The organism is Pseudomonas sp. LAM2023 (genome assembly GCF_016620375.1).
Classification (GTDB): domain Bacteria; phylum Pseudomonadota; class Gammaproteobacteria; order Pseudomonadales; family Pseudomonadaceae; genus Aquipseudomonas; species Aquipseudomonas anuradhapurensis.
Map to the genome: position 1 here is coordinate 641,162 of NZ_JAENHV010000026.1, position 12,276 is coordinate 653,437.

Annotated in this window: 9 protein-coding genes; 2 read left to right on the plus strand and 7 right to left on the minus strand. The window is 58.4% G+C overall.

Annotated features, from left to right (window positions below):
• The first annotated feature begins 387 nt into the window (after positions 1–387).
• Positions 388–6,804, plus strand: coding sequence for a DUF5801 repeats-in-toxin domain-containing protein (locus JKP78_RS17930; RefSeq protein ID WP_234454639.1), 6,417 nt, complete (start codon positions 388–390; stop codon positions 6,802–6,804).
• Between the two features lie 157 nt (positions 6,805–6,961).
• Here JKP78_RS17930 and JKP78_RS17935 read toward each other — a convergent pair whose 3' ends face one another.
• The 3 genes from JKP78_RS17935 to JKP78_RS17945 all read right to left on the minus strand — a co-directional run bounded on the left by JKP78_RS17935 (position 6,962) and on the right by JKP78_RS17945 (position 10,100).
• A complete protein-coding gene (locus JKP78_RS17935) occupies positions 6,962–7,678 on the minus strand; it encodes a response regulator transcription factor (protein WP_200627099.1) in 717 nt (238 codons plus the stop codon).
• 1,007 nt (positions 7,679–8,685) lie between these two features.
• Positions 8,686–9,270 (minus strand): hypothetical protein, encoded by a 585-nt coding sequence (locus JKP78_RS17940; protein WP_186687172.1) that lies wholly within the window; start codon positions 9,268–9,270, stop codon positions 8,686–8,688.
• Complete coding sequence (locus JKP78_RS17945) at positions 9,267–10,100, minus strand: hypothetical protein (RefSeq protein WP_200627100.1); 834 nt, start codon at positions 10,098–10,100, stop codon at positions 9,267–9,269. The genes JKP78_RS17940 and JKP78_RS17945 overlap by 4 nt, the downstream gene beginning before the upstream one ends.
• A gap of 222 nt (positions 10,101–10,322) precedes the next feature.
• On the opposite strand from JKP78_RS17945, the gene JKP78_RS25155 reads away from it, so the two are divergent.
• The gene (locus JKP78_RS25155; RefSeq protein WP_325166813.1) at positions 10,323–10,424 is read left to right on the plus strand and encodes a SymE family type I addiction module toxin; all 102 of its coding nucleotides are present in this window, start codon (positions 10,323–10,325) and stop codon (positions 10,422–10,424) included.
• Between the two features lie 36 nt (positions 10,425–10,460).
• Here the strand turns inward: JKP78_RS25155 and JKP78_RS17955 are convergent, their stop codons facing one another.
• The 4 genes from JKP78_RS17955 to JKP78_RS17970 form a co-directional block, all read right to left on the minus strand.
• A complete protein-coding gene (locus JKP78_RS17955) occupies positions 10,461–10,829 on the minus strand; it encodes a hypothetical protein (RefSeq protein ID WP_200627101.1) in 369 nt (122 codons plus the stop codon).
• Positions 10,830–11,262: 433 nt separating this feature from the next.
• Positions 11,263–11,553 (minus strand): hypothetical protein, encoded by a 291-nt coding sequence (locus JKP78_RS17960; protein WP_200627102.1) that lies wholly within the window; start codon positions 11,551–11,553, stop codon positions 11,263–11,265.
• Positions 11,550–12,068, minus strand: a complete 519-nt coding sequence (locus JKP78_RS17965) for a hypothetical protein (RefSeq protein ID WP_200627103.1) — start codon at positions 12,066–12,068, stop codon at positions 11,550–11,552. Before JKP78_RS17965 ends, JKP78_RS17960 begins: the two co-directional genes overlap by 4 nt.
• 6 nt (positions 12,069–12,074) lie before the next feature.
• The coding region (locus JKP78_RS17970) for a hypothetical protein (RefSeq protein WP_234454640.1) at positions 12,075–12,276 on the minus strand (202 nt) is incomplete at its 5' end.

The following is a 12,276-nucleotide window of genomic DNA, read 5'->3' on the forward strand; positions in this document are numbered from 1 at the left end:
TCCTTTCGCGAGGTGCACGTCTGAATATTTATACTGGCAAGTATATTAAATCAGCGAACCGGAGCCGGGAAGCCAGCGCCGGCAGAAAAAATCACGCCACGTTTTCACCGTCTTCAGGTTTTTTTCACCGGGATGCGCAGCGCTGTCCGCACCTCCGGCATCACCTTCAGCGCAACGACCGGTGCGCCGGGCCGCACACCAGAGCGTGTCCGACAGCATAGGCGCGTACGCCTTCGCTCACCCGCCGGCAGCGCCAGGTAGTCCAATACTCCCAGGCCGCCTGGGAGTATCCGCCGATGCGCCGCCGGTGGCGCTTATCCATAGTTGAGGCCTGTAGCGGAGGTCTGCAGCCAGGCCTCGACAACTGGCAGCGCTTGGGAGAGAGCCATGACCATGAACAAGAAGAACGCATCGCCAACGGACAAACACAATAGCCCCGCCGATGACCTGCCCCCCATCTCCCCACCTACCGTCACCACCGACCTCAGCGACTATAGCCCTGGCAGCACCGCCACCGTCACGGCCAGCGGCTTTGCGGCTGGCAGCACGGTCGCTTTCGAGGTGGACCATGCCACCGGCGCTGGTGCGGATAACCTGTGGGGCACCCCCGACGATGTGCTCGCCACCGACGCCGGCGAAGGCCACGACCCGTGGTACGTGACCGACGGCGGCGCTGGCGACCTGGACGGCAAGGTCAACGGCAGCATTACAACCTCGTGGTACGTCAACCCCGACGACTCGGCGGGCGCCACCTTCCTGCTCAGCGCGACCGGCGCGGGTGCCGACCAGGTGTTCGGCACGGCTGACGACGTGGTGGCGACGACGTCGTTCACCGACAGTGCAGTGATCACCGCGACCGGTGTGAACGTGACGCTGGACGAAACGGCCGGGTTGCAAAATGGCACAGCCACACCAAGCCCGGCCTCGGATGCCGACGACAACGACATCCTGGTGGCCTCCCTGCCCTCCGCGTTCTCGACCCGCCTCACCGCACTGGGCGCCGGTACCCCGGCAGGTGCTGCCTTGAGTGGCTATACCGGGGCCGTGGGCAACACCGGCAGCAATGCATTCACCATCACCCCGGCACCGGGCGGCACCATCACCGACGTCAGCTTCACCAACAGCGCTGGCGCGCCGCTCAATGGCCTCGACAGTGGGCTGGATACGCTCGATGGCGTCAGCATCCTGCTCTACACCGATACCAGCAACAACAACATCGTGCTGGGCCGTGCGGGCGGGCCAGCAGGTGCGATCGTGTTTGCCGGTTACATCGAAGAAACCGGCTCGCCCGTCAGCGGCGGCAAGATCTGGACGGTGGAATACCAACCGCTGCTGCACCCGAACACCAGCAACCCGGACGATGCCGTCAACCTGCTGAACAAGGTATTCATCGGCACCAACCAGGACCTGCAATTCAGCCTGGCCAATGCGCCTTCCGGGCAGAACCTGTTCCTCATGTTCACCACCGCGAACCCGACCGTGGTCAATGACGGCGGCATCCTGCGTATCAGCGACCCGACCATCATCGCCACCGGGAAAGACCCGGCCGACCAGTCGAGCGGTGCCAGCATCAACACGGGCGATACGATCAACACCAGCCAGGCGGGTGGCCCGACCACCTTCGGCACCAACAACCAGATGATCGTGGAGCAGGAAGGTATCCGTTTCTCCTTCGTCACCGGCGCCCGGCAGAATGTGACCATTCCCAACCTGGACCAGAACGAAGCGGATATTGAAGCCAACATCGACTACACCGCGGTGTTCAATGTGAAGTCGGCCAGTTTCGATGTGGTGCAACTGCAAAGCGGCAAGAGCGCCGTGGTCACGGTCAGCGCCTACAGCACGGCCGCTGAGCCTGGGGTGAACTTCATCAATGGGTACAGCAACGATGCCGCAGTGGCGATCACCAACGTTCGCGTCATCGATATCGCCACAGGGCAGGTAGTCGAGAACTCGAACGGGTCGGTGAATGACCCGAACATCGTCATCACCTTTGCCTCGGGGGTCGCTACCCTCACTGGCATTACCGCCGGCCAGCGAATCGAGTACACCACCACACAGGATCACAACCGTGTGCTCATCCAGAATGGCGCTGCCGTGGACGCCAAGGGCGATACCCATGCCGATTTCGATATCGGCGGCCTGAAGCTACTTCAGGTCACTACCGCTACCGCTGAAATCGGCTCCAAGATGGTCTTCGAAGACGACGGCCCGAGCATCAGCACCACCGGCACCGAGCCGACCCTGACCGTCGATGAAACCAACCTGGCGATCAACGCCAGCCAGAGCTTCGCCGCCAACTTCACCTCGGCCTTCGGCGCCGATGGCGCTGGCACGCTCACCTACGCCCTCGGCGTGGTGGCAGGCGCTTCGGGCCTGACGGACACGGCCACCGGCGAGGCGGTCAACCTGTCGCTCAATGGCACCGTGGTGGAAGGCCGCACGGCCACTACCAACCTGCTGGTATTCACGGTCAGCGTTGCCAGTAACGGCACCGTCACCCTCGACCAGATCCGCGCCATCGTCCATCCCGATACCACTAACCCGGATGACTCGAAGACCCTGTCCGGCGACAACCTGGTGACCTTGACCGCGACCAAGACCGACAAGGACGGCGACAGCGCCCAGGCCACGCTCAACATCGGGCAGAACCTGGTATTCAAGGATGACGGCCCGAGCATCAGCACCACCGGCACGGAACCGACCCTGACGGTCGATGAAACCAACCTGGCGATCAACGCCAGCCAGAGCTTCGCCGCCAACTTCACCTCGGCCTTCGGCGCCGATGGCGCTGGCACGCTCACCTACGCCCTCGGCGTGGTGGCAGGCGCCTCCGGCCTGACGGACACGGCCACTGGGGAAGCGGTCAACCTGTCGCTCAATGGCGCCGTAGTAGAAGGCCGCACGGCCACCACCAACCTGCTGGTATTCACGGTCAGCGTTGCCAGTAACGGCACCGTTACCCTCGACCAGATCCGCGCCATCGTCCATCCCGACACCACTAACCCGGATGACTCGAAGACCTTGAGCGCCGACAACCTGGTGACCTTGACCGCGACCAAGACCGACAAGGACGGCGACAGCGCCCAGGCTACGCTCAACATCGGGCAGAACCTGGTATTCAAGGATGACGGCCCAAGCATCAGCACCACCGGCACGGAACCGACCCTGACCGTCGATGAAACCAACCTGGCAATCAATGCCAGCCAGAGCTTCGCCGCCAACTTCACCTCGGCCTTCGGCGCCGATGGCGCCGGCACGCTCACCTACGCCCTCGGCGTGGTGGCAGGCGCCTCCGGGTTGACGGACACGGCCACTGGGGAAGCGGTCAACCTGTCGCTCAATGGCGCCGTGGTGGAAGGCCGCACGGCCACCACCAACCTGCTGGTATTCACGGTCAGCGTTGCCAGTAACGGCACCGTTACCCTCGACCAGCTCCGCGCCATCGTCCACCCCGACACCACTAACCCGGATGACTCGAAGACACTGTCCGGCGACAACCTGGTGACCCTGACCGCGACCAAGACCGACAAGGACGGCGACAGCGCCCAGGCCACGCTGAATATCGGGCAGAACCTGGTATTCAAGGATGACGGCCCGAGCATCAGCACCACCGGCACGGAACCGACCCTGACGGTCGATGAAACCAACCTGGCGATCAACGCCAGCCAGAGCTTCGCCGCCAACTTCACCTCGGCCTTCGGCGCCGATGGCGCTGGCACGCTCACCTACGCCCTCGGCGTGGTGGCAGGCGCCTCAGGCCTGACGGACACGGCCACCGGCGAAGCGGTCAACCTGTCGCTCAATGGCGCCGTGGTGGAAGGCCGCACGGCCACCACCAACCTGCTGGTATTCACAGTCAGTGTTGCCAGTAACGGCACCGTCACCCTCGACCAGATCCGCGCCATCGTCCACCCCGACACCACTAACCCGGATGACTCGAAGACCCTGAGCGCCGACAACCTGGTGACCTTGACCGCGACCAAAACCGACAAGGACGGCGACAGCGCCCAGGCTACGCTCAACATCGGGCAGAACCTGGTATTCAAGGATGACGGCCCAAGCATCAGCACTACCGGCACCGAGCCGACCCTGACCGTCGATGAAACCAACCTGGCGATCAACGCCACCCAGAGCTTCGCCGCCAACTTCACCTCGGCCTTCGGTGCCGATGGTGCAGGCACGCTCACCTACGCCCTGGGCGTGGTGGCAGGCGCCTCCGGCCTGACGGACACGGCCACTGGGGAAGCAGTCAACCTGTCGCTCAATGGCACTGTGGTGGAAGGCCGCACGGCCACTACCAACCTGCTGGTGTTCACGGTCAGTGTGGCCAGCAACGGTGAGGTCACCCTCGACCAGCTCCGCGCCATCGTCCACCCCGACACCACCAACCCGGATGACTCGAAAACCCTGAGCGCCGACAACCTGGTGACCTTGACCGCGACCAAGACCGACAAGGACGGCGACAGCGCACAAGCCACGCTGAACATCGGGCAGAACCTGGTATTCAAGGATGACGGCCCGAGCATCAGCACCACCGGCACCGAGCCGACCCTGACCGTCGATGAAACCAACCTGGCAATCAACGCCAGCCAGAGCTTCGCCGCCAACTTCACCTCGGCCTTCGGCGCCGATGGTGCCGGCACGCTCACCTACGCCCTGGGCGTGGTGGCAGGCGCTTCGGGCCTGACGGACACGGCCACCGGCGAGGCGGTCAACTTGTCGCTCAATGGCACCGTGGTGGAGGGCCGCACGGCTACCACCAACCTGCTGGTATTCACCGTCAGCGTTGCCAGTAACGGCACCGTTACCCTCGACCAGATCCGCGCCATCGTCCACCCCGACACCACTAACCCGGACGACTCGAAGACCTTGAGCGCCGACAACCTGGTGACCTTGACCGCGACCAAGACCGACAAGGACGGCGACAGCGCCCAGGCCACCCTCAACATCGGGCAGAACCTGGTATTCAAGGATGACGGCCCAAGCATCAGCACCACCGGCACGGAACCGACCCTGACCGTCGATGAAACCAACCTGGCAATCAATGCCAGCCAGAGCTTCGCCGCCAACTTCACCTCGGCCTTCGGCGCCGATGGCGCTGGCACGCTCACCTACGCCCTGGGCGTGGTGGCAGGCGCTTCGGGCCTGACGGACACGGCCACCGGCGAGGCGGTCAACCTGGCGCTCAATGGCACCGTGGTGGAGGGCCGCACGGCCACTACCAACGCGCTGGTGTTCACGGTCAGCGTCGCCAGTAATGGCACCGTCACCCTCGACCAGCTCCGCGCCATCGTCCACCCCGACCCCACCAACCCCGACGACGTGAAGACCCTGACCGCCGACAACCTGGTGACCTTGACCGCGATCAAGACCGACAAGGACGGCGACAGCGCCCAGGCCACCCTCAACATCGGGCAGAACCTGGTGTTCCACGATGATGGGCCATCCCTGGCCTTCGGCAACCTGATCGGAACCGGCAGCATCCTGCCGCAATACGGTTTCTGGAACAATACGATCGGTGCCGACGGCCTGGGTGCGACCGGCCTGGACATTTCGCTGGTGGGTGGCCAGTTCACCCTGGTCCGGCCCGACAACACCACCACGACCGGTACTGGCACCCTCACCGAGACGTCGCCTTCGCCAGATGCCAATGGCGCGTTCCACTTCACTGGCACCTTGACCGGGGACTTCGACAACAACGCCGCAACGGCCAACACCACGATCGACTACACGCTGACGGCATACGCCAATGGCAGCTACACCCTGGACCTGGTGCAAGGCTTCCATTCGGTCACCACGCTCAGCAGTGCCAACGGCTCGCTGGATGCCGGCGGCCCGGACCCAGTGCGTACCTTGCTGATCCCTAAAACCAGTGACCCAAGCATTCCGTCGGCATCCGAGGAGATCGTGTTCTTCTCCGCCAAGGCGCTCGCCTCGACGGCAGACATCTTCACCGGCATAGGCATCGGGGCTACCGACCCGACCGAAGCCCAGCTGCAGACCAATCCCCTGCCGTCGTACATCGACCCCGCGTCGATGAACGTCAGCACGTCCGGTATCGGCGTCGCCAACAACCTGTTCCAGGGTGACAACCTGGCGGCGATCAGCGCCGCCGATGAAAGCTTCGTGGTCAACCCGGAAACCTTGCTGACGGGCATGAAGGTCTACATCGACAACTCCGTAGGGGGCTACGACACCGCCACCGAGGACCTGTACTACCGCATCTACTACGCCGATGGAACGACGTCGAACCTGACCGAGGTGAACACCCTCACCCCAGAGGCTGGCGGCCAGGTGTCGTTCCTGATTCAGAAGGCAGGTTCGTCGCTGATTGATGCCGTGCAACTGACGATGGGGCGGGGCGAAATCAAGATCCCGGTGATCGAGTTCATCAAGGAAACCGAGAACCTGGCCAGCGACATCAAACTGCAGTTCAGTGCAACGCTGACGGACAAGGATGGCGACTCCGCGAGCAGTACGTTCGCCGCCAACCTGTTCGCCAACGAAGCGGACAACGCAGCGTTCGACTTCTCGCTGGTTGGCACCACCGGCCAGCGCGATGCGTTCAACGTCGACCTGTCGGCTGATGAGCAGCTGTACCAGGTCAGCGGGTTCGATGCCGGTGCGGGGCAACGCGACAAGCTGGTGCTCAATGGCGATCCGAATGCCGTCGTGCAGTCGATCGACAACAGCGGCGCAGACAGCATCGTGACCATTGCCGAATCCGGCGGGCAGACGACGACCATCACTCTGGTCGGGGTCGACATCCTCAACACCGACATCTTCAATGGGAGCGTCTGAACCATGAGTTGAAACCTGCGAGGGTGGCCTGAAAAACCACCCTCGCAGCGCTTCTGCAGGCCACCAACGAATTCGCCCTTCAACGCCAACAGACCACCACACAACGACAGGCCGGGCGCCGCCAGGCGCCATCAGCCTGCTGCGTTGTGCCTGGGCCTCAGTCGTACTCCCCGCCTGTGGATGCAGGCGGCTCTTCGCCACTGGTGAGCCCGTGCTTGACCGCATACATCAGCAAGTCGATGCGGTTGGTGAGGTTGAGCTTCTGATAGATGCTGCTGAGGTGATTGTGCACGGTGTGTTCGCTGATGCCCAAGCGCCCGGCGATGCACATGTACTTGGCGGACGGGTCGCCAACGATGGCACGGACCAGTTCCTGCTCGCGCAACGTCAGCCGGGCATGTTTCGCGTGTGCCAGGTTGCATTTCAGCGGCACATGCCTGGTCGAGGCATAACCGGAAAGGCCACTGACCCAGGCCCGGTCCAGCCCGGTGTCGCAATGATGGACTTTGACGATGGCGCGGATGATCGACTCGGTCGAGTCTTCCGCCAGCACGATGCCACGCGCGCCCGCCTCGATGGCATGTGCAACGGGGACCGTCTCGTACAACCCCTTGAGCACCAGCACTTTCATGTCGCCCGTGCGCGCAAGGCCGGCAACCACCTCGACCGGGTCCAGTGCATCAGGAAAAAAACTGAAGAAAATGACATCGGGCCGCGACTGATCGGCAAGGTCCAGCGCATGGGCATAGGTAGTGGCCTGGCCACTCACTTCCATGCGGGGCTTTCTGGCATTGATCAGATCGTGAAGGCCCAGGAGCACCAGCGGGCGACAATCGATCAGCATCACGCGTATCGTTTTTTTATGGTCTGGCATTGTCTTCGTGCCTCCCATGAAAAACGGTCCCTGTCCTCCACTTGTTAGCTTTCTTAGCCATCCTTATCGGCCACTGACTGAACTGGCCGAGGATCAATGAACAATGGCACCCGACAATGCGTCAGACGGTGCCGCACGAGGTTGCATGGCGCGGGGCCACGGGCGGTGGCGCAAGCGGCGGGGGTTGCGGACGGGTTCCGCAATGGGGCGGAATCGTTGAAATGAAAACAACGGTTGGTTGCTGGCGCATGCTGCAGTGCTCCTACAGGCCCTTCAGCGGAGTCTAGGCCAGCGCGGCGTACTGCCTGGGGCTTGCGCCGCGTTGTGGTACATACGGAGCGCTGTCCCGATCATGACTGGTTGTCTTTTAAGATCAAGGGATTAGATGGTTTCGGCGGCAGCGTTAGCGCGTGCTTGGACCTGACGAAATGTCAAATAATCGACGAGTGGTGCATATCTGCATGCGTCAAAAAAGTTTCGTCAATTTATTGCCACAGTCAACGAGGTCATCGCTCTTTAGTGCTGTTTTAAGCGCATTAAGCGTCTTGCTGGTACGGCATTATTAACCGGAGTGGAAGTTAATACGCCCACCTGACCGGCACAGTTCGTTTTGAAAGAATATCCATTATCGAGATCATATCGTGTATTCGCCGTTCTGGCGCCATTGATACACTAACTTCATTCTTATCGACAACATTGGGAAAACCATGCGCAACTGGAACCGGTGGAAACTCTTGTGTGGCATAACGGCCATTGGGCTTCTCTGAGTACATGGGTATTGGTATTCTGCCCAAAAACTTGTGACTCGAAAGTTGCTCACTGAACTTTCCTCCGCATCACCATCCAGTCCACCGCCACGTATTGCCCCAACCAACCCCCAGCGCGTTGAGAATAGTCCCCGCCTCCGCCTGCACGCGCTTGTCTGTTGTCGGCTAATACCAGTCGATAGGAATCGGGGCCTTATAAACCCATCGGGACAAACCAGCAGTATTATCCGTTTGAATACGTCAGCTGCCCCCCGCAATAACTGTCAAAGACGTTATTATTTGATCTGGATCATCGCTCAAATCGCTACCATACCCACAAACTTCTAGTCCACCGTATTTTTCGTCTGTATAAAACCACTCCTCTGAACTATCAAATTCGAGCTCCGTATAGGGTGATAAGTCACGAACCAGATCACCCAAGCCAATCCCTTCTGGCAGCTTACCTTGATACGAGCTTACCGGCTTATAGCCTTGCGCAACACTTTCATAAAGCCAAGTTTTAATAGCATAAATTTTCCATTCGCGAACGAGGACATGAAGCGCCCTTGTCTCGACGCCAGGATGATCTGGACGATCGTAATATAGCTGCCAATTAGTCAAATCTAAGTCATGCACAAAAAAACCATACCCACCACACCCGTCAGAGTCAAAGCTTTTCATCATGAGCAATACGGGAGAATCAGTAAATTTATATAAGCCCGCTTTATCATCTACAACATATTGTTTGATCGCCCTCTCAAAATCTTCCACATGCATGCCCAGAGGTATGCCAGCAAGTGATATAGAGGGGAGAATAGGGGCACTCCACGAAATCGAAATAGTCATTTGGGCTCCCACAAATTATTCGAAGGATTGAACAAAACTTCTTGGCCTTGCGGATTATAATAGGTCGTACCCTTATCATAAACCGGCCGCCCATCTTTAAATGTCGGCCTATAGGTAGCAGGATCAAGAACCTTAGCTATCTTACCGTCAATATAGGTAATCTTGTAATATTCCCCTATATGGATGGACTGTTTTCCCGATCCAGCCGTAGATGGACTATATTGAATTTTGAAAATTCCTGTTGTTCCACCTTCAACAAAGTACGCCTGCGCATTACCAGAAGAATCTTTCCTCGGCGGATCATATTTTAACGTAGCCCCATCCATCCTGAATGACTGCCGAATATCATCGATGGATTTCCCCCAGATATTTTGAGGCTCGTCCACCAAGTTTCGAGGAATCCCTGCTTGTGCTGCAAGATCCTCCCGAAGGTCTACTCTGGAGACTGCAGATGTAGCAGGCTTACTCCCTGAAAGTAGCGAATCGCCGTGCCCTTTGCCAGCCGGCGTAGAGCCACCAAGCGCTTTGCCCAGGATTACAGTGGCCGCTAATTGTAGAATATCTTTTGGAGTAGCGCCGTTATCGACAAGGCTGATGATCCCTGGCACATCCACCGGCGCCAAAGTCGAGCCGAGCAAGCCATCCTGACGTGCCCGCTCAATGATTGCCTCCTCACTTAACCCTTGCCCTCTCCACTCGGCAAACAGCTCACTCTTTCTGATCGCCGTCACATACCGATTGGCAACAACGCCCATAGGCGACCAGTCGCTGCCCGACAGCGCATAGACATCAAGGAAGCTCGCGTCGGCGTCGCTCTTCTGCGCGTCCACTACCCCCCTCATCATCGCAAAGGGCGTATTGGCTAGGTAGACCGAAAGTCGTCAGGCTGGGGTACAGAAAGACTACAGAAAGGTGCAACTTGAGTGCTAACGGGGTGTAGGAAGGGTGCAAGAAGGCGACAAAAAGGGGGCAGATAGGGTGCAAAAACACCGGCGCAAGGCCGGTGTCGAGGGTGTCAGATACTCCACGTCGGCGATAGGGTCATCCCCGGCATCAAGCTACGCGGCTACTGGCTGCAACGGGCCGGGTTCGAGGTCAACGAACGGATACGCATCAGGGTCACGCAGGGCTGTTTGGTGATTACGACGGAGTGAAAACAAATCCCCCGGCAGTACCGGGGATTTTTTATATCACGCCTTTTGAATAAATGATTTGACACTACCTCTATCAGCTTGCGAAAGCTGATCAGCCTCAATTAACTCGCGCAGCTTTATAACAACCGCCCTATCCGCATAGAACCCTCCCTGGCCGACCCAGGATAAAGCCAAACCAATCCAATACTCAGATTTGCTATCCAAACCCGCCAAAATTACACTTGGATAAGCAAATTCATCCCCAAGTATTGATCTGGCTTTCTTGTAGGGTATTTCAAGCAAGCTAACGACCCTCCAGAAATCTTCAGCTCCTTTAAGGTAGAAAAATTGACTCGCTCCCGCTATCCGCCATTCACCACTCACGTCCCGAGACAGTTTAAGGCCATTTTCTAAGATATATTCCATCTGATCAGATCCCTGGCCTATGCTCAACCTTTATTTCGTAATTACTCATAGTCAGCTCAAACAAACTACGAACTTCTGGCACCCAGCTCTTCCAATAATAGCCACTAAACTCGTTAGTTATAAAATCTCCGTCCCTCCCGCGCCTAAACATACCGCCTACCACAGTACTATCAGAGGCTTTAATTTAGTCTACAAGCTGCTGATGAGGAGACAGACCTGGGCGGAGGTCAGTCGGCTTACCAACAACAAAGGTTTGCGTCTTAGTATAAAAGACGAACTCTATAGAGCCAGTTTTAGTGCTGGTCTAATAGTTCTAAATTGCGTTAGAAGACAGTGAGCCAGGCTCCAAGCCTAAAACGCCCGGTGCAGGGCCAGAGCCTTCCAGGTCGCAGCAGGTAAATTCGCAGTTCCTTTTGCACCGAAGCATTATCGATTATGGACAATATTCGACCGTATACCCCCCCCCTAGCTCTTGCTGTAATTTTTGGGCCAGTTGCTTCCCCTCAGCTATATGCCTTAGTTCCGCCTCAGGCGAGCTAAATCCAGAATCGGGCGGGTAGTCGCTGTTGAATGTCGCCTGATATTCACTGTCCCAGGCACTGATTTCGGCCCTCAGCTCTTGAGAAATGGGCACATCGTCAACATCAATGTGCCCCATAGCATCCGGCTCCGGGCAGAATATCGGTCCAGTCAAATATTCATTCGCTAGTCTCAATTTGATCATGGCAATGGTTTCCAAGTACTGACCGGATTCGCTCGAACCACGAAACCGTTTGAGCCAACCCCAATGGCAATATTTTGCTCAACACCATTATGTGTGATGCGGTAAACATTGGCCGAGCCATTTGCGCCAACAATTTTTCCACGCTCAAGAGCACTCATTACAACTGTCGGAATCTCGTCGCGTAATATTCCTTTGTTGACGAAATCGACTTCGTGCCGTTTGTAGATATGTTGCAACCCGGCAGCATCGCTGCCAGTTTCAAGCCATACGGTCCGACCATCTGGTAATTTTCGAATGTCGACAACGCTTTCAGAAGTGATCTTGGTACCTGCAGGCAAACCAGAAATTAACTCGTCTCTCGCCAGAGTCGAATTTAGAGCCCCTTTTGCACCGCTGGTAGCTTTGCCTAGTATCAGCACCGCCGCAAATTTTACTACATCATCCCGCGAAGCACCTTTATCGACAAGGCTGATGATCCCTGGCACATCCACCGGCGCCAAAGTCGAGCCGAGCAAGCCATCCTAACGTGCCCGCTCAATGATTGCCTCCTCACTTAACCCTTGCCCTCTCCACTCGGCAAACAGCTCACTCTTTCTGATCGCCGTCACATACCGATTGGCAACAACGCCCATAGGCGACCAGTCGCTGCCCGACAGCGCATAGACATCAAGGAAGCTCGCGTCGGCGTGGCTCTTCTGCGCGTCCACTACCCCCCTCATCATC